This is a genomic window from Ruminococcus sp. 5_1_39BFAA (genome assembly GCF_964240875.1).
GTDB lineage: Bacteria > Bacillota > Clostridia > Lachnospirales > Lachnospiraceae > Blautia_A.
Window position 1 is genome coordinate 575,944 of sequence record NZ_CAXSVO010000001.1, and the last position, 22,019, is coordinate 597,962.

A 22,019-nucleotide genomic window follows, 5' to 3' on the forward strand; every position below is an offset into this window, starting at 1 on the left:
AAGCCTTAGCTTCCAGGACGATCTTATCTCTCTGTTCTTATCAGCGCCCAGCGTATAAACGCACGATCCCTTTCAGTATTTTTACGACCGCATCCATTCCTTCTGCCGTAATATGCTCAAATGGTCCGTGGCAGGCATAGCTGCCTGTTCCTATATTCGGGCACGGCAGGCCCATAAAGGACAGTCTTGCACCGTCCGTGCCGCCCCTTATGGGAACAGTAACCGGTTGTAAACCAGTCTCCTGTACTGCCAGGCTGGCATTTTCAATCAGGTGCATGCATGGCTCGATTTTTTCTTTCATGTTACGGTATTGTTCTTTGATCGTCAGGGTTACGGTGCCCTGGCCGTATTTCTCATTCAGTAGTTTTTCTGCATGGCGCAGCGTCTCCAGCCTGCAGCGGAACATGGACGCATCGTGATCTCTAACGATATATTCCAGTTTTGCATCTGACACATCGCCGCTCATCTCGCAAAGATGGAAAAAGCCCTCGTACCCTTCCGTATTTCTAGGCGTGTCTCCTGCCGGGAGCATGGCGTTAAATTCCATTGCCACCAAAGCAGCGTTGACCATGGTGTCTTTGCTGCTTCCCGGATGGACAGAAAAGCCGCTGAATTCTACTTTTGCCCCTGCTGCGTTAAAATTCTCGTACTCGATTTCATTTTCCACACCGCCGTCTACGGTGTAGGCATAGTCCGCGCCAAACCCTGCCACGTCAAAATAGTCGGCACCTCTTCCAATCTCTTCATCAGGGGTGAAACCAATGCAAATGGTTCCATGGGGAATTTCCTCTTTTATAATCTCCTCTGCCAGAGTCATGATTTCGGCTACACCAGCCTTGTCATCTGCTCCTAAAAGGGTAGTGCCGTCTGTGGTGATCAATGTTCTCCCCTTCAGGGATGGCAAATGCGGGAAATCCTTTACAGACAGGATACGTCCGCTGACTCCCAAAACCACATCTTTTCCATCATAATCCTCAATAATCTGCGGGTTTACATTTTCCCCGGAAAAATCCGGCGCTGTATCCATATGGGCAATAAAACCTATCTTCGGTGCCTGCTCCATTCCGGGCGTGGCTGGGATTACTCCGTATAGATAGCATTTATCATCTATCCGCACATTGCTTACTCCTAAGCTTTTCAGTTCCTCTGCCAGCTTCCGTCCCAGTACAAACTGCCTCTCAGTGGACGGCACAGCTTCACTTGTGTCCTCACTTGTGGTATATACTTTGGCGTAATCTAATAATCTTTCATATGCTCGCATGATCTCGTTCTCCTTCTCCATCCTGATGTCTTTTTTAGGAAAAAAAGATTCCCCCGGCTACAGCCCGATACAGGCTGCACAGCCGGGAGAATCTTATATATTCAGGGCTTCAGACAGCTCCCTGCAGAATACTTATTTCTGGCTTGTATATCCAAAGAAGAAGTATCCAAGTGGTGTATAATACATACCCTCGATATCATCTGCCAGCATATATGGCTGTGTATAGAAGTAGATCGGAGCCAGTACGCTGTCTTCACCGATCAGAATATCTTCTGCTGCGTGGAATGCTGTCATACGCTCTTCCTGTACGGAAGTTGCTTTTGCTGCGTCAATCTGTGCATCGTAATCTGCGTTGGAATACTGTGCATCATTGTTTCCGCCGTCAGTATACCACATATCCAGGAAAGAGCAAGGATCATTGTAGTCAGCGATCCAGCCGTTACGAGCGATCTGATAGTTACCTTCTTTTCTGTTTGCAAGGAATACGTTCCAATCCTGGTTGTCCAGATTTACAGTTACGCCAAGCTGCTCCTGCCACATGTTCTGAAGAGCCTCACCAATCTTTTTGTGCTTGTCATCTGTATTGTATAAGTATTCAACAGTTGGGAAGCCTTCGCCATCCGGGTAGCCAGCCTCTGCCAGAAGAGCGCGTGCCTCTTCGCAGTTTGCTTCGTAATCTTCCTCAGAAACGCTGTAATACTCGCCGCCTACAGTACGGAAGTCGTCTCCGCTTGCACCTTCTGCATCATTGATACCTGCCGGTACAAAGCCTGTTGCCGGAACTTCACCGGACTGGGAAACGTTCTCAACAATATAGTTACGGTCGATTACCAGGGAGAATGCCTTACGGATTCTTGCGTCAGAGAAGATCTCGTCTTCTGTGTTAAAGCATACATAGTAGGTTCCGATATAGTCTCCGATTTCCAGTTCGCCGGACGCCAGATAATTCGGAAGCTCATCAACCGGAAGGTTCTCAATGAAATCCAGCTCGCCGCTGTTGTAAGCTGCAAGCATTGCATTGTTATCATCTAACAGGGTAAATTTGATGGTATCCGGTCCAAGGTTGTCATAGTCGTAGTAATTCTCATTCTTCTCAACTGTAATAGATGCGTTATGAGTCCACTCCTGCATCTTGTATGGTCCGTTGCCGATATAAGTTGCTGTATCATATGTCCACTCGTCATTGCCTTCTGTCATATCCTGACGAACCGGGAAGGTTGCCGGGAATGCAATGATCTCTTCAAAATATGGGCAGTCATATGTCAGAACTACTTCCAGAGTCTTCTCGTCAATTGCTTTTACAGCCAGTGTATCCGGCTCTGCGCTTCCCTCGGAAACTTCTGCATAGCCTTTTACCATGTCGATCATGTAGCAATAGTCAGCAGCGGTTTCCGGATTTGCCAGACGCTTCCAGCTATATTCAAAATCGCCTGCGGTTACATCCTGACCGTCAGACCATTTAATTCCGTCACGCAATGTGAAGGTATAAGTAACAGTACCATCATCATTTACAACTTTTTCCCAGGACTCAGCCTGTCCAGGTGCAGTAATTGCATTTCCTTCGCCGTCGTCAACCCATTTGGTCAGACCTTCAAACATATGGTTGATCATGATCGCACCGTCAACTGCAGAGTTTAAAGCCGGGTCAATACTCTGAGGTTCAGATGCAAGGCAAACTGAAAGGTTAAATCCTTCAGAAGCAGCCCCCCCATCCTCAGCAAATACAGGTGTCCCAACTCCAAGAGTTGCTGCCGTAGCAACAGCCAATGCCAGAGACATCAGTTTTTTTGTTTTTTTCATTACATCATCCTCCTTTTTATTTGTGTCAGATTTCTTTCTTATTTTACCGAAATCTTAACTTATAATCAAGCTCTATCTGAGCCTAATCACAATTTTTACTTATCCAAAAGATGGCAGGCAGCCCAATGCCCTGGCTCATGCTCTTTGAATTTCGGCATTTCCTGGCTGCAGCGCTCTGTTGCATAAGGACATCTGGTGTGGAAGCGGCAGCCGCTTGGCGGATTCATAGGGCTTGGCACATCTCCCTCCAGAATGATTCTCTGTCTTGTGCGGCTCAGCTTTGGATCCGGTACCGGAACTGCTGAAAGCAGTGTCTGGGTATATGGGTGAATCGGATGCCGGTTCAGCTCATAGCTCTCGCCCAGCTCCACAAGAGATCCCAGATACATAACGCCGATACGGTTGGAAATATGACGCACAACGGACAGGTCATGTGCAATAAACAAATAAGTCAGTCCCAGCTCCTGCTGCATATCCTCCAGCATGTTTACAACCTGTGACTGAATGGATACGTCCAGGGCAGAAATCGGCTCATCACATACGATAAATTCCGGTTTTACTGCCAGCGCACGGGCAATACCCACACGCTGCTGCTGACCGCCGGAAAACTCATGAGGATATCGGTTGGCATGTTCGGTATTCAGCCCGACACGTCCAAGCAGCTCTTTGATCATATCCGCACGGTCTTTTTTGCTGGAAGCCAGTTTATGGATATCAATGGCTTCTCCGATGATTTCCCCTACTGTCATACGAGGGTCAAGAGAAGCTGACGGATCCTGGAAAATAATCTGCATTTTTCTGCGGTATGGAAGCATTTTTACGGCCTGCGCTTTGCCCAGCGGCTGTCCGTCCGGCCCCAGCGGATTGTCATAAATCGGCACTCCGTCATAAATGATCTTTCCGCCTGTAGGTTCATAAAGCCGCAGAATGGTTCTTCCAAGGGTCGTCTTACCGCAGCCGGACTCCCCTACCAAACCAAGCGTTTCTCCTTTTTTTATAAAAAGTGAAACATCCTGAACCGCCTGTACTCCCGGTCCCTTTACTCCTTTGATGGGGAAATATTTTCTCAGGTCTTTTATTTCAAGGAGATTTTTTTCTTCTTTTGCCATCTTACTGTTCCTCCCTGTTGATCTGTTCTTGTACGCGCAGCCAGCATGCAGAACGATGGTTCTCGCTCACTTCCACATATGGCGGCATTTTCTTTAGACAGATTTTCATACAGCTTTCACACCGAGGTGCAAAAGGGCATCCCTCAGGCGGATTCAGCATGTCTACAGGTGTTCCTTCAATAGGGATCAGACGCTCGTAGCTCTCGGCATCCACACGGGGCATAGAACGCAGAAGTCCCTTTGTATACGGATGGGCAGGCTCATAGAAAATATCATCTACAGGGCCCTGCTCCACGATTTTTCCCGCATACATAACGGATACCTTATCGCAGATATCTGCCACTACGCCAAGGTTATGGGTAATAAAGATGATTCCCATACCTGTCTTTTTCTGCAGGTCCTTCATCAGATCCAGTATCTGTGCCTGAATGGTAACATCCAATGCTGTGGTCGGTTCATCAGCGATCAGAAGCTGAGGATGGCAGATCAGACCCATGGCGATCATAACTCGCTGGCGCATACCGCCTGAAAACTCATGGGGATACTGCTTCATACGTTTTTCTACATTATTAATGCCTACCATTTCCATCATTTCCATGGCGCGCTTTTCGGCATCTGCTTTGCTGATCTTTTTATCATGGGCGCGGAGCGCTTCTACTAACTGGTTCCCAATCGTATATACCGGATTCAGGCATGTCATGGGGTTCTGGAAGATCATAGCGACCTTATTTCCCCGGAATGCAGTCATTTCATCCTGTGAAAAGGAAAGCACATCCTGTCCCTCAAAAGTAATGGAACCGCCGATGACTTTTCCCGGTGACTGCAGAAGACCCATGATGGAATAAGCCTCCTGGCTTTTTCCGGAACCGGACTCTCCTACCACACCCATAACTTCTCCATAATTCAGATCATAGGAAATTCCGCCTACAGCTTTTACTTCGCCGGCGGGAGTGAAGAAGGAGACTCTAAGGTCTTTTACTTCCAATAATTTTTTATTATTCTGTTCAGACATTTTATGTACTCCTTCCCTTTACTTTTTCAGCTTTGGATCCAAGGCATCTCTCAGACCGTCTCCAAACAGGTTAAATGCCAGAATCATAACACTGAGCACAACTGACGGAACAATCAGTCGATAAGTATATGTGTACATACCGCTCAGCGCATCGGTCGCCATGGAGCCAAGACTTGGCAGCGGCGCAGACACACCAACACCAAGATATGATAAAAAGGATTCCAGGAAAATAGCCGACGGAATCTGCAGACAGGTGGTAACAACGATCTGTCCGATACAGTTTGGAAGCAGATGACGGCGGATGATACGACCGCCGGAAGCTCCCAGCGCTCTGGCCGCTGTCACATATTCCTGCTGTTTCAACTGGAGCACCTGACCACGGATAATACGGCTCATCGTTACCCAGTACAGCATACCAAATGCAATAAACATGGAGATCAGGTTCGGACCGAGGACTGAGACAAAAGACTTCATCGGTCCGCCGCCGCCTGAATTTACATATTCTGTCAAAATCGGCTTCATTGCCGTTGCGATCAAAAGAACTACCAGCATTTCCGGCACAGAGTAGATCAGCTCCACAATACGCTGCATCACCGCATCGACCCTGCCGCCGCAGTACCCGGAAATAGAACCGTACACTGCACCGATAATCAACACGAGAATTGCAGCAAATACGCCTACAGACATGGATACCCGGGCGCCGTACATAACACGTACCAGAATATCGCGTCCATACATATCTGTACCAAAAATATGCGGGAATACCTTTTCACCTGCAGCTTTGCGCTCCAACTCCTTGGTTGAATAGCCGAACAGGTGCTTCTTAATTCCCAGTTCCTTCCGGATAGCGTCCGGGTCAGTATTCCCGGCTTCCTCTGTATCCTCTGAAGTAGTTTTTGCAGCGACCTTTGCCTGGGCTCTCAGCACTGCTTCATCTTTTTTTGTAAACTTCTCGCCCTTTTCTTCTGCTTCTGCCTTTGCCTGGGCGATCAGCTCGTCCACATCCACAACTGCTGTCTGTGTTCTCGCTGCGATTTCCTCGTCAACGCGCTGCTGATCCTCCAGCGTATAATGATACGGGAATAAATTCTCCGCACCGGAGTTAAACTCTTCATAGCCGTATGGAACCAGAACAGGTCCTAAAAATGCAAACAAAAACAGGAAAATAATAACGCCCAGCGCTACCATTGCCACAACATTCTTTTTTAATCTCCGCCACGCATCCTTCCAATAGGATACGCTCTGACGGTCCTGGATAAAATCGTCCTTCTCCGCTTTGGAAGCCGGGCTGAAATCATCCGCAGACAAATCCGTTAATAAAGACTCAATATCCGGCTGAAGGCTGACAGGGCAGCGCTTCATTTTTTTCTCTTCTGCCACGATCATTCTCCTCCCTTCGTCAGACTGATTCTCGGGTCTGCCACTTTATAAAGGATATCCACTACCAGATTCATGATTATGACGAAACTAGCCATAAAAATAGTAGTTCCCATGATCACAGGGTAGTCACGGTTCTGAATGGACTGTACCATGTAACGTCCAAGACCCGGGATAGAGAAAACACTCTCCACAACAAAACCGCCGCAAAGGGTAAACGCAACCTGCGGTCCCAGATAAGTAATGACCGGGATCAGGGCATTTCTCAGCGCATGTTTAAAAATGATCTTTTTGTTTTTCAGACCCTTTGCCCTTGCTGTTTTTATATATTCCTGATTCAAGGAATCCAGCATGGCGGAACGTGTCTGACGAGCTGTATAGCACATTGGATAAAATCCCAGAGAGAAGCACGGCAGCACATAGGAGCGCCAGCCCAACGAGGCGTCAAAAATAGTCGGAAAGATCTTCAGTGCTTCCAGCCCGCCCGCAAAAGCAACCAGAAGAGCGGAAGCCACTACAAAGCTCGGCATGGAAATACCAACCGTACAGACTACTCTGAGAATACTGTCTGTCAGCTTACCACGTTTAAACGCCGCAAGGCAGCCCAGGGGCACACCAACCACCACTGCCCAGAGGAGCGCAAGCGCACCTACTTTTGCAGATATTGGAAACATTTCTACAATAATACTTGAAACTGCACGGTTTTTCTGCATTTTCAGAGATACGCCGAAATCACCGTGAAGAAGATTTCCAAGATACTTTACTAACTGAACCGGAACTGGCTTATCCAGTCCGTATTTCGCATTCAACGCCGCCAGAGTCTGCTCTGATGGTGTCTTTTCACTTAACCAGGGGCTTCCTGGCACTGCATTCATCAAAAGGAACGTTACACAGGCCACAAGCAGGATTGTCAGCAGTGCCATTCCCAATCTTTTTGCAAAATATTTAGCCATATTCTCACATCCTAATCGTATTTTTCCTGGCGTCCGGTATTCCAGCTTCTATGATTCAGCCTTCCGCACAAAAAGCTTTGTCAGATATATTTTGCAAAGCGAACAAAATAACAGTCTCCGAAAATACGATTTTTCAAAGACTGTTTACATACTTATCTATAAAATTCTTGGGTCCGTACTCGGCTGTATAAAAGAAGATGGATTTATGTAATTATCGTCTCAGGCAATGCGCCAGGGTATATTTATAATCGCCTAAATTTAAACTCGCCGGCCTTCATTTACCACGACCAGCGCCAATATCCTCTTCCCCTCCTTACTTTATTGATTCCCTCAAATATGCAAGGATTATATCACACTTCATCGCTTTAAGCAAGAGAAAATCCTGGAAAGTCCTATATCAATCGTCAAGTGTGCGTCATTGGCGCACAGAGGGCGGTCCCGGGTTTGCATTTACTTACTGGCTAAAATCTTTTTCAGAAACGCCGGTCACCTTCACCAGAATCAGTTCCTCCGGTTTCAAAGAAATACTGACTTCTTCTCCTTCTTTTTTCCAGGCTCCTGTCTCTTTTTCCTGCATATTGACCGGATCGGCGCGAAAGCTCTTCCATGCCGGAAAACGTATCGACACTTCCTTCCCTGTAGATTCCTGATTTTTCATCTGCAAAATAAAGGAATTCTTTTCCCCTTTCGCCGGATAGATTCTGGTCACGACGCCCTCCTGGGACGCCTCTAAAAGCTTCACGGTCTTTTGCTGCGCATAGACAGCCGCGCCAATGAGTCCCCGCATTTCTCCTCTGGTAAATTCCTGCCACATCTGGGTTTTGTCAAAGCTCTCCTTGCAGTAAAAACGATAGGAAAACTCCATTACATCAGACTGTGCTGCTACAAAGTTTGTATCCCAGTAGTTATTTAAGGGCCAGGCCAGAAGCAGCGGATTCTCTTTCCGCTCAATCTGTCTGTTTTCCTGTCCGAAATGGAAATCCCCGATCTGTACCAGCGGTGCCTCAAAGGCGCATAAGCCGTAGCACACCTTCTCATCATACAATACCACACCGTTATCTACGGTCACAAAATCTCTGCACACATGCCCAAGCTGCTCCTCATCCAGCATTACATACTGACCTGCTGTGTTATACGCACAGGACCAGTCCGCAGACAGCTTCAGAGGGAACGCCAGATAATAGGCTTCCGGGCTTTCCACCGGAAGCTTGTGCAGCTTCACCTTCAAATCAATTTCTTCTCGGTCTCCGTAAAATACCACCGTCTGCTCTACCCATTTTGTTCCCGGCATTTCCGACGTCCAGGTAAGCTCTGCCCTGTCAGATTTTATCTCCACATTCCAGCCTGCAACACGGTCTGCTCCCACACGTTTCGCCTTCCAATCATGCTGCCATACACTGATGCTGTAATTTCCTTTATCCACATCACGGGGAAAAATTGCCTTTCTGCCATTGGTCTGGTATCTCTCGTCCACCGTCTCTCTCACAAGCTCAAAGAAGGACCAGGGGCTGGCTTCATCCAGAATATTCCGGTTTCTCTTTTTGGAAAAAATCTGCCGGATTCGCCCGGTGCTTTCGCAGATGGAAACCTCATAATATGGCGTTTCGATTTTGCCAGCCTCTTTTTTCAGTCCCTCACAGGGTACAAGGTATTTTTCAATATCTGTAAATGGTATCACCTGATAGGAATACGGCGGCACCTTTGCCGTTCCCATCCACGCCTGGTTCTCGTGAGCAAAATATTCCTTTTCCCCTGTCCGGTTGATATAAGGGATATAACGCTTCGCGCGGACACCGCTGAGCTGGCTTTCCTTGTTTTTCCATTCCCTGGGCAGCACCAGGTCAATGTTCTGGGTAACTCCGGTGGGATTGATCACCGTAATTCCTTCCACATACTCCGACTGGTAAGGATTCTGTTCCAGCTTTTCCACCTCTCCTGCCAGAAGATATCCTGCCAGATCGGCTGCTTCATAGGCCAGCTTGCATTTATGTATATACTGGCTCTGGCTTTCGTAATCATGGGGGTCCGAAATTGCCTGGGAAGCGCCCCATGTGTGCTCGTCATACAGAATGCTCTTCCATCCTGCCTCTTCACGCAGCCTCTGTCTTCTTTTACTATTTCTGCCATTCATACATTCCAGTACGTCAAAGCTTTCCAGTGTTTTCTGTGCCAGTCGGTTTACCCGCACCTCCCTTGCACTGCTTCCGCTTCCAAAGTTCCAGTAATCGGTCCAGTCGCCTCTGTGAACCGGGAATGTATCCTCGCCCATGCTTAACAGTTTCTCATAGAACATTTCCGGAGTTGCAAAACGTACTTTTACCTCATGGCCTTCCTCATTGTATTTCTTCACCAACTCCGGAAGATTCCAGTCCGGACAGTTGTTATCATACATCGGCGGGTTCGTCGCTGTCAGCATAACAAAATCCCACGGGTAATTCTGCTCCTCCAGATGTCTCAGGTATTCTTCGATTCCCTCATGCATCCTCTTCGTATCGTTTTCACAGGTATAAAAAAGCTGGCTGAACAAAGAATAATGTTCTCCCACATAGCTTAACAGTTTTCTCTTATCCGGCGTTTCCCACCAAAATGCCATGGGGCGCTGAAAAGGAACTCCTCCGAAATGAATGTTGATTCCCGTCATATAAAAATCCACCTGGCTGTCCAGTAAAACCTGTGGTAATGTCCAGGGCTGCCCGTTTACGTCATGAGTAATTGCAGTATGAATAGGATTTTTCAGAGTTTCTCTCAAATCATCCAAATCTCTCATCATAGACACCAGTTTTCCGGAAGTAACACAGGGCGTGGTGTGCATGGGCAGTGCTGCCACGCTGATCCGGTTCTCTTTGACAAGCTGTATAAATTCCTCCGCCCGCTCCGGTTCTGCATCCTCCAGCCATTTCATCACCGGATAAGTTGCTTCACATGTCCACCGAAACTGACTCTCCTCCGGATTGTCCTTCGTTTTCCGGCACAGTTCCATTGCCTGGTCAATAAAATCCTCCTGCAATTCCATCAGCATTGGCTGAGGATGTGTATAGCCCAGATCAAAATGGCTGTGACAGATACACCATATTTCTTTAATTTTTGGCATAATTTCTCCTTTCACATGATCAATGTTTTATAGGACTTTCCCAGTAAAAAGGAGCTGCCGCATTTGCAGCAACCCCCTTCACGATCCATTATTCTGTCGAACTATAATTTTATAAATCCATTATTCCGCAGGACCATATGTGTTTGCTTCCCAGATTGGCTGGAATTCCTCAATGAAGTTCTCAGATAAGTAACCCTGGTCATCAGAGAGCAGCATGTTATACAATGTTGTAAACTCTGCGATGGTAACACCATCCATCTGGCCCTGCTCCAGAACACTGATCTGGCTTTCTGCTCTGTCATAATCTGCAAATCTTGCGGTTTCAAAATCATTTGCAGGCTGCGCCGGGTTCTCAACGATATAGTTTGTGCTCACACCGTTTGCATTGTGGCGTTCGCACTCTGCGTTTAACATAACCTTTAAGATACTTACCAGTAATTCCGGATCGTCATAGTCTGCATTGCAGGTATATCCGCCGCCGTTACCTTTTCTCGGCTCGAAAATCAACTGAATATAATCATCAGAAGCGTTGGGGAAGCTGAAGGAGCCAGCCTCAAATCCCAGGTTCTCTTCTACCATGTCGCCGTTAAACCAGGAGTAAGTAAAAATCATAGCTGCTTTTCCGGACTGGAATTCTGCATAAGCAGTTGCATCATCCTTGTTCGGAATATCTGCGGTGAAAGCACCCATGGTCTTTAACTGATCGAAATATCCCAGTGCAGCCTTAACGCTGTCGTCTGTCCAGTTAGTCGTGCGGGCATTCAGTCCTTTAAATGCTTCCGGATCTGCGGATGCGATAATACCATCGATCAGAGAGTAAGAGGATACCCACTGTGCGGTTGTAATTGGAGTAACGCCTGCATCTACCAGCTTCTGGCACGCTGCTACAAATTCATCCATGTTTGTGGGAACTTCGATTCCATTTTCATCAAATATTCCTTTGTTATAATAGAATACCGGTGAATAGTATGTATTCTGCCCTGGTGTCAGGAAGTAAATTGCATCGCCGTTATACAGAAGGCTTGGGTTGTTGTAATTTTCGTCTAACCATCCGTCTGCTTCTACATAACTGCTCACGTCTAATGCATCACCTGCTGCTACGATCGCATCTACAGAGCCACCGTCTGTGTACCAGATTTCCGGAAGGTCATCTGCTGCACTCATAGTTTTCAGCGGGCTGTCCTGGTTCAGGTTTGCCGGAATATACTCAAATTCGATATCCGGGAACTGCTCTGCCAATGCCGGCTGAATATAATTTTCGATAACATCCACCTGTGTGGAGTCTGTCTCCGGCCATAAAATGCGGATTTTGGTTGCTTCTTCTGCGCTTACAACGCTTGTCATACCAAGTGTCATCGCCCCAACCAGAAGAAGGCTCGTGATTTTTTTCATTTTCATAGATCATTTCCTCCTTATTCCTAAGAGATTTCGTTAAGTTATTTCATATTCCTATTGTATCTTCCCATATCCGTTCCATGGGAACATTATTTTTGCTCATGGTTCAATATTTTTGGTATCGCACCTTTTTATTTCAGCCCTGAAGTGCCTACCATAGCCTGCTCGATCTGTTTGTTGCACAGAACAAACACTATAATAACCGGAAGAGAGGTGATGGTAACTGCCGCGCCAACCTCGCCCCAGTTGGTAAGGTCGAACTGCCCAAAGAACAGGTTCAGCGCAAGGGGAATGGTTCTCATTTCTTTTCCCATAGCCAGGATACTTGCCAGAGCGTATTCATTCCAGTTATTGATAAAGATCAGCATTCCCTGGGTAGCCAGCGCCGGCTTTACCATAGGCATCATAATATAGAAAAATGTACGGTAAACGCCGCAGCCGTCCAATGCCGCGCTCTCTTCCATCTCAATGGGGATGCTTCTGAAAAACGCACAGATCATCAGTACTGCACTGGACATGGAAAACGCCGCATAGGGCAGGATCAATGACCAATAAGTACCCTTTGCCCCGATATCCATTACCAGCCGATAAACCGGGATCAATAATACAGAAACCGGAATCAGCATACCCATGGTAAAATACATTCTCGCCAGGTTTTCATGCTTCATGCGCATTCTGGTAATGGCATAAGCAATCATCACACTAAGCGCCAGACAAAGCACCAGAGCACCTGCCGTATAAATAAAACTGTTCTTTAACAGCAGCGGAATATTGATTCGGTTCCATGCTGCTGAAAAGTTTTCAAAATGCAGCTCTGCGGGGATTCCCCACGGATCACTTGCCGCCTGTGCGGCGCCCTTTACGGATAATATCAGCATCCAATATAAGGGGAGCAAAAATAATAATGCAAACACGATCAGAATCGCATCTCTGACTCTCTGGCCGAATTTTTTTCCCATTGTCAACTTCATGTTATTCCCTCCTCTTAATACTCAATCGGTTCGCGTGCAACATACTTATTGATGATAAATGCCCAGAAGAGACATTCCAGTAAGAACAGCAGCGCAATAGCACAACCATATCCAAAACGGTTTGTTTCAAATGCCTGGTAGAACATTTCGTAGATCACGGTTCGTGAAGCTCTTCCCGGTCCACCCTTTGTCATAACTGCAAGCTGTGAATACATACCTAAGGTACCGATGCTGGCACCGATCAAAACGTATTTAAATACATCCTGTAAAAGAGGCAGCGTAATATAAAAGCTTGCCTTCAGGAAACCGGCTCCGTCAAGCAGGGCCGCCTCAAAAAACTCGCCCGGGATGGAGCGGATTCCTGTATAGAACAATAAGGAGTTCATTCCCAGAAACTGCCAGATATAAGCGATTGCAACACAGGTCATAACTGTATCCGGATTGGACAGCCAGGATCTTGTCAGATTCTCCAGTCCTGCCGCATTTAAGACTGTGTTCAACAGACCTACGTTGGTATCAAAGATACCCAGTACGAAAAACTTACCGACAACTGTTACGGACAAAACGATAGGGAACAGTGCTGCAAAACGATAAACCGCTTTTGCAACCTTTCCTGCACGGTCCAGCATCAGTGCCAACAGAAGCGAACCCGGGATACCAAACACAAGCTCCAGCGTCAGAAGCCAGTAGGTATTTTTGTGGGCATCCCAAAATGCCGGGGATTTCAAGGTTGTAATATAATTCTGAAGACCTACCCATCCCAGTGATGTGGCTCCATTATGATTCTGAAGGCTCATGATAAAGCACGGAATGATGGAATAGGTTACAAATAAAGTAAATAGGATGAATCCCGGCAATAAAAATACAAGCTTTGCTCGTTTTGTATAGAAACTCTTCATTTCCAATACCTCCTTCTTTTGCTGATTCTATTATAGAATCAGCTCATTCCGTAAAGGGGGCATTATTTTTGCAGTGAGGGCATTATTTTTAGTTTTTTTACCGAAAGCCATATCCCACTACCGTATGATACATACTGGAGGTGGAAGTCACACCTTTTAATCTGCTGCCTTTGTATTATGTTTCCAGATATCTTCAAAATCCCGGATAAAATTTCCCGACAGATAGCCCGCGTCATCCGACACCAGCCTGCTTAAACAGGTGGTATACGCTGTTACCGTTGCTGAATCCATACCAGTCATAATAAGAAGGGTTCTGTACTCCGACGCCTTTCCGTAATCCTCCATCCTCTCAACTTCTACCGGATTGGTCGGTTTTGCAGCATTCTCCACAATAAAATTTTCACTGATACCGTTATCCGCATGTCTCTGTGCCTCTGCTTTCAGAAGCACCTTCAAAACCTCCACACACTGCTCTACATTTTCTGTATTGGGATTAATCGCCCAGCCTCCGAATACGGAGCCCCAGGTCAACTGCTGATATCCGGTAGGATACTTTGCGTTCCCGGAGGGCCAGTTAAAGGTGCCTGTGGTGAAATTCACCTTATCCTCAGCCACATCATAGTTATACCAGGACATGGCCGGCCACATTGCCGCCGTCCCCCCTGCAAACTCTGCAAGACAGTCCGCGTCTCCCTTTGTTGCAGAATTGGGCGCAAATGCTCCCATCTGCTTCAGTTCATCAAATACCTTCAAGGCTTCCACGATTCTTTCATCCGTCCATTCACAGTTACGGGCATGAAGATCGTTAAGCGCTTTCGGGTCATAGCTGCTGATCAGGGCGTCCAGAAGAAACTGTGCCGCAAAAGACGTATTGATCGTAATGGGGTATATGTCGTTGTCCAGCAGCCTTTGGCAAACCTCCAGAAATTCATCCATGGTTTCCGGTTCTGTAAGTCCCAGGCGGCGGAACAAATCTTCATTGTAGTAGATGACCGGCGTATAGTAGTCGTTCTGTCCGCAGCTTACGTTATAAATGGTGTCGTTGCTGTAAAGCAGAGACAAATTGGCATAATTTTTCTCAAGCCATCCATCGGCCTCCAGATAAGGCGCCAGATCCAGAAAATCCCCTGCTGCAAGCAGAGTCTCATAAATGCCTGAATCAGAACAGTAAATGTCTTTCAGCTCGCCGGTCGCACTCATGGTCTCCAGCGCCTTCCCCTTGCCGGTGGTAATTCCCGTATACTCAAAGGTAATCTCAGGAAATGCCTTCTCCAATGCTGGTTTGACATAATCGTTCATAACCTCCACCTGGGTGGAATCCGATTCGGCCCAGGTAATTGTAATGGTCTGTTTCTCCGGCAATGCGCTTTCTTCCGTCGGCTCTGCAAGATCCGGCCCATCCTTTTGTCTGCTGCCGCAGGCTGCCATTCCCCAAACCATTACCACTGCCAGAAGCAGACTGCAAATTTTTTTTATTCTCATCTTTTTCTTTCCCGCAAAATCATTTTTCTCGGATTTCATCAATATACTGATACGGTGTAATTCCAAATTCCTTTTTAAAACAGCGATAAAAGTATTTCACATCCGTATAGCCTACGTCGCAGGCAATCTGCACCATATTGTCCACACCGCTTCGCAGCGCATCTGCTGCCTTTGTCATACGGAACCGGGAAATATACTGGCTGGCAGACATTCCGATTTCCTTTGTAAATTGAGCGCTTAGATACGAATAGTTGGAGTACAGTGCTTCTGCAATTTTATGCAGGGGCAAATCTGCATCCGAATAGTTTTCATGAATATAGGAAAGCATTCTGGTAATCAGATCGGAGGTGGTAATATCTCTCATAGAATTTTCCGCTTCTTTACAGGATTCTGTAATCTCGGTATAATCCAGGCAATAGCTTCCTACCCCGGCTACCACGGTGCACACCAGTTCCTGCATACATTTAATCTGTAGCTTCTGCATCAAAGCCCGCAGCCGCAGTTCATCCCACTCCTGTGGCGGCATGTCGTAAAAAAGGATTCTTACTCCTTTTCTGCTGCATTGCAGTACATAGTTTTGCTGCTTCAGCTCTTCTTTTAACATGCTCTGTATTTTTTCTTCCCATTCCTGTGCCGACAGACTGACCGGAGAACGTGTATCCACCAAAAGGCAGCATACCACATAGCCTCCATTCTGAATGGGTAACTGCAGATTCTCACACTCATAGAAGAAGCGCTCTGTATTGATTTCCTCATCTCCATCCAACAGCATTTCCAGAAATTCCCGCTGATTATTTCCTGCATTTTTGTCCGCCCAGAAACGCAGGCTGGTGTATTCCTTTTGCTTTTCATTCTTGGCGTCCAGCTCCTTTGCCATTTCCATGACACATTTCACCAGTTCCTGGTCATTAACCGGTTTTACCACAAAATATTTCACACCCAGTTCAATTCCCCGTTTGGCATACTCAAATTCGCTGTATCCAGTCACAATTGCGCAGAGGGTTTCCGGCAGCTCCTTATTGATTTCCTCGATCATCTGCAGCCCGTCCATAAATGGCATGCTCACATCTGCAAGAATGATATCCGGCCGCAATTCTTTTGCCCGTTCCACCCCGGTTACGCCGTTATTTGCCTCTCCGCAGATGCAGCATCCGTAATCCTCCCAGGGAATGGTATTTTTCAACGCTTCCCTGTAAAAAAACTCGTCATCCACAATTAAAATCTTATACATGACTCTCTTCCTCCGCTACGCTTTTTCCTCCTTTCGGATGCAAAGCGTAAATTTCGTAAATTTCCCTTCCATGCTGTCTACCTGCATGGTAAATTTATCTCCATATAACAATTTCATTCTCTGGTAGATGTTTAAAAGTCCAAACGATTTTGTAATGCTCCGCTCATTTTGCAGGCTTTCCCGAATCTGCGACAGGCGCTCCGGTGAAATACCCTGACCGTTATCACTGACTGAAATGATGCAGGTATTGTTTGCCTCATCATATTTTGTCTTAATCACAATGGTACATTTCATCCCATTGGGATTCAGTCCGTGATTTAATACGTTTTCTACCAACGGCTGAATGGTCAGCTTGGGAATCACAAAATCAGATGTCCTCTCATCATGTACCACCGTGTACTGCACATATTCGATATACCGCATTTTCTGAAGGGCCAGATAGCATTGTATTCCTCTAAAAGGCTTTGTACCCGTTCATCCAGGGACATATATTTTGCAAAGTCCTCTGTGTAAGAAACCAGTGTGTCCACATTTTTTTGCATCGCCACAATAGTCTCTGCATAGTCGTCCACCGCACGTTCTATGATCAGGCCTGAGAATTTCCTGTTACACAAAAACCAAAAGGACAGAATCGTTGCCACGGCCACCATGGTAATCGCTATAAATATGATATAATTTAATGATATTTTCTTTTTCTTCATCTTACGTCTATCTCATATAGTTTTTTGGGATTTTCATACAGCCAGAGTTTTGCGATTTCCAGCGCGTCCGCGCTTCCCATCCGCCCCCTTTTTATCAGTTCCTCCAGCCCCTCCGCCAAAACCTGCCAGGTCTGTTCCAATGCCACTTCTACAGCCTCCCCTGCGCAGGTGCGGTCTCCGCCGAAAAAGCTGCATCGCTCCACGGAAATATGGTCTATCAGCAACCGGATAAACTGCAGACAGTATTCTTCGTTGGATGTGGTAATCCATGCCGCATTTGCATATGCATTTGGACAGCTTTTCAATGCAACGAGGTAATCCGGAAGGTTCGGATAGTTCAAGTGCAGCAGATCAAATTTCAACTCTGGAAACCCATTCATGATTTTGATATACTGATAAAAATCCTTTGCCGTCACTGCCGTATCCATTAGGCCCCCTGTATGGACCGCCACCGGCAGCCCGGTCTTTGAGATCAGCTCATAGATCCGGTACATCAGATAATCCATCAGTCCTGTTCCGGCCTTTTCTCCCTTTAACAGCGCATCAAATTCCTTCTGTGCCTTCTCTTTATCAGGCCTTTCCAGTTGCATGGGACGAAAATAAAAATAAAGCTCTTTGAACCCTGCAATTCCCTGCTTCACAAAACCGTCTATGATCTTTTCGCAGGCAGCTTCCCACTCATTAAGATTTCCAATTTCATGTCCGGCGGTGTATTCCAGATCCTCTAATTGCTTCTTCCCATCAATACAATGAAAAGGCGTAACATTTAAAACCCGGTGCATTTTCTCATCTGCCCGTATCTGCCCTTCCAAAAAGGCTTTCAGCCCGCGCATTCCTCCGTATAGCGGATGCCCTATGGAATTACAGATATATCCCCGGATGTTTGGAGCAAAGCCACGGATGCGGCTCTCGCTTCTCTCCTGAAACCCGCGGGAAAGCAGTTCGTAATTTTCTTCCCGCAACTCATAGCCCAGCTTTTGCGAAATACGGTCCATGCTCTTCTGGCTGCTTGTAAAGCGAATCCTGCTGCGGATACGAAGAAGCGCCTGAAACTGCTCTTTTTCTGATACATTCCGGCTTTCTATCATCCTTAGATCTTCTTTATCCAAATCCCCCGAAAAAACACTGGCACAACTGCAATTATAAAGAAACTGCGGCATAGTATAACCGAAGGTCTCTGTATAAGTCTCAAAATGCTCATGGGTATCAATGACCGGAAGTTTTTTTATCTCTTCAAAAAGCTCTCTTTCTTCCATAGAAGGCTCTCCTCTTTTTTCTTTATTTTACATTCTAAGCCGCTGTGGGACAACGCGAAAATTAAAATTCCCAAAATTATTGCCCCCAAAACCCAAAAAAGAGGTGCCGCAAAATCATTTTTCTTCGTGAAGCACATTTTTGCTGCGCCGCTTCCTTCATCCGTACCATTACTGATGCCGACTTGTGGTTCACTACACTCGGCAGCAAATACCCGTGGCTGAACTTTCACCAGTAAGATTAGCGCCATGCCCGTCATACCTAAAAAGTACCGGCAGATTTTGCCGGTACTCTTGTTATCCTCTTATTCTGCCAGAACTTCGTCCAGCCATGCGTATGCCTCTTGAACGTCATAGTCTCCCTTATGAGGCTGCAGCCATGCAAATTCAAAGTTTGAGTTTTGGATGTCCTCATTGTTCGTGATACTGTAGCGGAGGATTGTTTCCAATGCAAAGGAGGTATCACGGTCATTCATGCCATGGCGAACATACCAGTTCGGTGCTTTCACCCCTGAAGCCTCACTGCCGTCTTTATCATTCAGATAAGCAACTGCATTCGTCATGCGCATCTGTAGGGCAAGCTTCCTGCCTTCCTCAGTTTCCATATACTCTGCCCAGGTAAGGCCCGTATCATCCTGACCACAGCCATTGCCTTCCACGCTGTCATGATCCCAGGAATATTCCTCAAAAGCACAATATTCCATTTCCCTTGTTCCAAATAGTGAATCCTCACTGGTATTGGCCCATTCCAGCCCCTTATTGCTGAATGCACACACTACCTTCAGCGGTGTATTCGAAGCCACATAATTCAGATGTTTGTCTATATCATAGGTAAAAGTTCCGTCTTCATGAAATTCAACCCAATCAGAATCACCAACTGTCTCGTTTCCATTTACAGGATTCGTCAAAATATCATTCTGCATCTGTTCAACACCGAACTCTTCCATGGACTCTTCGATCTCTGTTTCCATCAGCCCCTCAATTGCCTCTTTCAGATTCTCACTGGTAAGGGGCGTGCCGTCATCCAACATCAGTCCCAGACTGTCTACATATTCGCTGTATTTTCCAGCAAGAAGCTCCGAGACCTCTTCATTTACATGCCCGTCCTCCGTATTATACAAAATACGCGGATCCTTCTGTGGATCTGTGTTAAAGTCAACGCCCTCCAACTCCTTGCGGACATCCTTATACAGCCATTCGTACGCGGCATCCGCATTTGGCAGATCCGTAATCGGGCAATAGGCAATCACGCCGAAAACATCATCGTTGATTGTAGATGTATAAGTTCCGTCCTCCTGCTGTTCAATTCCGGCAGCACCGACTTCATACAATGATTCGAAATAGTCCGTACTGTTTCCGCTTGCTGCAATAACAGTGGACAATGCACCTCCTCCAGAGGTTCCTGTAATCACGATCCGGTCTGTATCTCCTGCTGAAAGTGCCTCCATATTTTGGCGCAGATACCGGATCACCGCCTTCGTATCTGTAATCGTAGCCGGGGAATGTCCATCATACACGCCGTCTACAGCTTCGTTGTTTCTGGACCGGCATCCATAGCTTACAAGAACATAGTTTCTGGAAAGAATTGCTCCTATCTTATCTGTGTTGCTGTCACTAACATATTCTGCCGGCTCATTTGGATCATCATTTGCAATCTTTACCCTGCTTGAAAAGCTGTTTGCCTGCCAACCCGAATTATTTACGCTGAGAATAATAGGTGAATCCGCTGTTGCCCCCTCTGGAACATAAATACTGATTCTTTGGTCATCAATAGACGGATTCGAAATATAAAAGTCCTCGTATTCCGTAACCTTTACCTCCTGTCCGTCCACCTTTACTGTCAAGTCTCTTACAATCGCATCACTGACATCCAGATTTCCTGACGGCGGCAGAATCTCCTCCGCTTCTTCCGCCCGTGGAGCCACAGTACTTCCTGCCGTAGTACCCAGCACCATAACTCCCGCTAAAATCTGCATCAATATTTTTTTCTTCATGCTTTCTTCTCCCTTCTGCTGACAAAGCCTGCATATTTTCTTTCTATTATTTTATTTTAAGTATGCTGGCTCTGTTTTACAATGCGGGTTCATTTCCAAAATGTACTATTTGTTGAACTGTTTAATCTTCTGTGATAAACTATTCAAGAAAGAACAATATTGCCGAAAGCCGGTGCGTGCCATGAAAACTGCAGCTCTGAATAATGAAGAGCACATTTTAAAATGTATTTATGAAAATCACATTACCCTGGACAATTATCGGGAAAAAGAAGCACTTCTGCGCTCTTATTTTCCTGACGAGAAAAGCTATCTTTCTTTCATTGAATCTTACCTGACAAAATTCACATCCCTTTGCATGGAAGATTTTATGCGGGCGAACCAACGCCTGGATGCCTTCTCTCACCCACGCTTTTCTCAACAGGAAACCCATATCCACAATTTTTTTGAGATCAAATACCAGATGAAAGGAACCGGAACGGTTATTGTGGACAATAAAACTATCTTTCTGCGCGAATCCGATTTTTGCTTCATTGCGCCATTCGTTGGTCACTGCAGCGAGATCTTTGATCCGGATTCCTACATGATCAATCTCGTGGTTGTTCCGCAGTATATCGCCCAGGTCTTTCCGCGTGTTTTACAGTATCACAACTTTATCGAAGAATTTTTATACTCTTCGCAAAAGGATAATGCCAATCATACGTTTATGCACATCCATACGAACTTTGATCCGGAAATCGAAAATCTTGTCACGGATATTTTCCAATATTTCAGAAAAAATAAGAGCTTTACTCTTATTGGCGATTTGAATGCCGAAGCTGCTCTTGAAAGAATTTTTCTTCTTTTGCTGCAGAAACACATGCTGCAGTCCGGCGCTTTCCAAAGCCATACGAAACAGGATGAACAGATTGATCAGATGGTTGATTACATTCAGGAGCACCTGGATTCTGTTACTTTTTCCGATATTGCCCGGCTTTTCCACTACAGTCCATCATATACCAGCCGTTTTATCCAGAAACACACTGGACAAAATTTTACAAATATTCTAAAAATCCTCCGTCTGAAGAAAGCAGCGGAGCTCCTCAACTCTTCTGAGCTCACCATCGACCAGATCACTGAGCAGGTAGGGTATTCCGGAAAAACCAACTTTTACAACAGCTTTAAAAATTATTATGGTGTTACTCCTGCAGAATTTAGGAAAAACGCTGCCGGTTCTGCACACAGCACGGATTACCGCCCATAGTTTCTTTTACATTTCTTAATTCGGTATGTTGATGACCTGTGGCTGGGATTGCTTCATTTGATGTCCACGCAGGGAAACTCACATGACCCAACGCTTGATTATCCCTTACAATACAATGCACAGTATACCCCGTAGAAGAAATATCCTTAATCGCTGCAATTTGCTTCGCAAACTGTTGATGCTCCTTTAAAATAGCATTTTTTAGATTTTGTTGCCTGTCGTCAGGTTGCTCTGTATACTGTCATTATCC

At 46.1% G+C, this 22,019-nt stretch carries 18 protein-coding genes; 1 reads left to right on the forward strand and 17 read right to left on the reverse strand.

Annotated elements, in window-relative coordinates; genetic code table 11:
- Nucleotides 1-40: 40 nt before the first annotated feature.
- The 17 genes from pepT to ACESZH_RS02615 form a co-directional block, all read right to left on the reverse strand.
- On the reverse strand, nucleotides 41-1,261 hold the full coding sequence (pepT, locus tag ACESZH_RS02535; RefSeq protein ID WP_373216724.1) for a peptidase T: 1,221 nt from the start codon (nucleotides 1,259-1,261) through the stop codon (nucleotides 41-43).
- 132 nt (nucleotides 1,262-1,393) lie between these two features.
- Nucleotides 1,394-3,061, reverse strand: coding sequence for a peptide ABC transporter substrate-binding protein (locus ACESZH_RS02540; RefSeq protein ID WP_373216725.1), 1,668 nt, complete (start codon nucleotides 3,059-3,061; stop codon nucleotides 1,394-1,396).
- A 95-nt stretch (nucleotides 3,062-3,156) separates the two neighbouring features.
- A complete protein-coding gene (locus tag ACESZH_RS02545) occupies nucleotides 3,157-4,170 on the reverse strand; it encodes an ABC transporter ATP-binding protein (protein WP_373216727.1) in 1,014 nt (337 codons plus the stop codon).
- 1 nt (nucleotide 4,171) lies between these two features.
- Nucleotides 4,172-5,182, reverse strand: a complete 1,011-nt coding sequence (locus ACESZH_RS02550; protein WP_373216728.1) for an ABC transporter ATP-binding protein — start codon at nucleotides 5,180-5,182, stop codon at nucleotides 4,172-4,174.
- Between the two features lie 18 nt (nucleotides 5,183-5,200).
- A complete protein-coding gene (locus ACESZH_RS02555) occupies nucleotides 5,201-6,562 on the reverse strand; it encodes an ABC transporter permease (RefSeq protein WP_373216730.1) in 1,362 nt (453 codons plus the stop codon).
- 2 nt (nucleotides 6,563-6,564) lie between these two features.
- The gene (locus ACESZH_RS02560) at nucleotides 6,565-7,512 is read right to left on the reverse strand and encodes an ABC transporter permease (protein WP_373216732.1); all 948 of its coding nucleotides are present in this window, start codon (nucleotides 7,510-7,512) and stop codon (nucleotides 6,565-6,567) included.
- Between the two features lie 454 nt (nucleotides 7,513-7,966).
- The gene (locus tag ACESZH_RS02565) at nucleotides 7,967-10,603 is read right to left on the reverse strand and encodes a hypothetical protein (protein WP_373216733.1); all 2,637 of its coding nucleotides are present in this window, start codon (nucleotides 10,601-10,603) and stop codon (nucleotides 7,967-7,969) included.
- Nucleotides 10,604-10,723: 120 nt separating this feature from the next.
- Complete coding sequence (locus ACESZH_RS02570) at nucleotides 10,724-12,001, reverse strand: ABC transporter substrate-binding protein (protein WP_373216734.1); 1,278 nt, start codon at nucleotides 11,999-12,001, stop codon at nucleotides 10,724-10,726.
- A gap of 128 nt (nucleotides 12,002-12,129) precedes the next feature.
- A complete protein-coding gene (locus tag ACESZH_RS02575) occupies nucleotides 12,130-12,969 on the reverse strand; it encodes a carbohydrate ABC transporter permease (RefSeq protein ID WP_373216735.1) in 840 nt (279 codons plus the stop codon).
- Between the two features lie 14 nt (nucleotides 12,970-12,983).
- A complete protein-coding gene (locus tag ACESZH_RS02580) occupies nucleotides 12,984-13,868 on the reverse strand; it encodes a carbohydrate ABC transporter permease (RefSeq protein ID WP_373216737.1) in 885 nt (294 codons plus the stop codon).
- 156 nt (nucleotides 13,869-14,024) lie between these two features.
- The gene (locus ACESZH_RS02585) at nucleotides 14,025-15,350 is read right to left on the reverse strand and encodes an ABC transporter substrate-binding protein (RefSeq protein ID WP_373216738.1); all 1,326 of its coding nucleotides are present in this window, start codon (nucleotides 15,348-15,350) and stop codon (nucleotides 14,025-14,027) included.
- A gap of 19 nt (nucleotides 15,351-15,369) precedes the next feature.
- A complete protein-coding gene (locus ACESZH_RS02590) occupies nucleotides 15,370-16,581 on the reverse strand; it encodes a response regulator (protein ID WP_373216739.1) in 1,212 nt (403 codons plus the stop codon).
- A gap of 15 nt (nucleotides 16,582-16,596) precedes the next feature.
- Nucleotides 16,597-16,944, reverse strand: a complete 348-nt coding sequence (locus ACESZH_RS02595; protein WP_373216740.1) for a sensor histidine kinase — start codon at nucleotides 16,942-16,944, stop codon at nucleotides 16,597-16,599.
- The gene (locus tag ACESZH_RS02600; protein ID WP_373216742.1) at nucleotides 16,941-17,282 is read right to left on the reverse strand and encodes a hypothetical protein; all 342 of its coding nucleotides are present in this window, start codon (nucleotides 17,280-17,282) and stop codon (nucleotides 16,941-16,943) included. Before ACESZH_RS02600 ends, ACESZH_RS02595 begins: the two co-directional genes overlap by 4 nt.
- Nucleotides 17,279-18,538 carry an amidohydrolase family protein gene (locus ACESZH_RS02605; RefSeq protein WP_373216744.1) on the reverse strand — a complete coding sequence of 420 codons (1,260 nt, stop codon included), beginning with the start codon at nucleotides 18,536-18,538 and terminating at the stop codon, nucleotides 17,279-17,281. The genes ACESZH_RS02600 and ACESZH_RS02605 overlap by 4 nt, the downstream gene beginning before the upstream one ends.
- Nucleotides 18,508-18,786: a hypothetical protein gene (locus tag ACESZH_RS02610; protein WP_373216745.1), complete on the reverse strand. Its 279-nt coding sequence runs from the start codon at nucleotides 18,784-18,786 to the stop codon at nucleotides 18,508-18,510. Before ACESZH_RS02610 ends, ACESZH_RS02605 begins: the two co-directional genes overlap by 31 nt.
- Before the next feature lie 54 nt (nucleotides 18,787-18,840).
- Entirely contained in the window at nucleotides 18,841-20,529 is a 1,689-nt protein-coding gene (locus ACESZH_RS02615; protein ID WP_373216746.1) for a subtype B tannase, read from the reverse strand.
- Between the two features lie 181 nt (nucleotides 20,530-20,710).
- On the opposite strand from ACESZH_RS02615, the gene ACESZH_RS02620 reads away from it, so the two are divergent.
- Nucleotides 20,711-21,769: an AraC family transcriptional regulator gene (locus ACESZH_RS02620; RefSeq protein WP_373216747.1), complete on the forward strand. Its 1,059-nt coding sequence runs from the start codon at nucleotides 20,711-20,713 to the stop codon at nucleotides 21,767-21,769.
- Nucleotides 21,770-22,019: the final 250 nt, after the last annotated feature.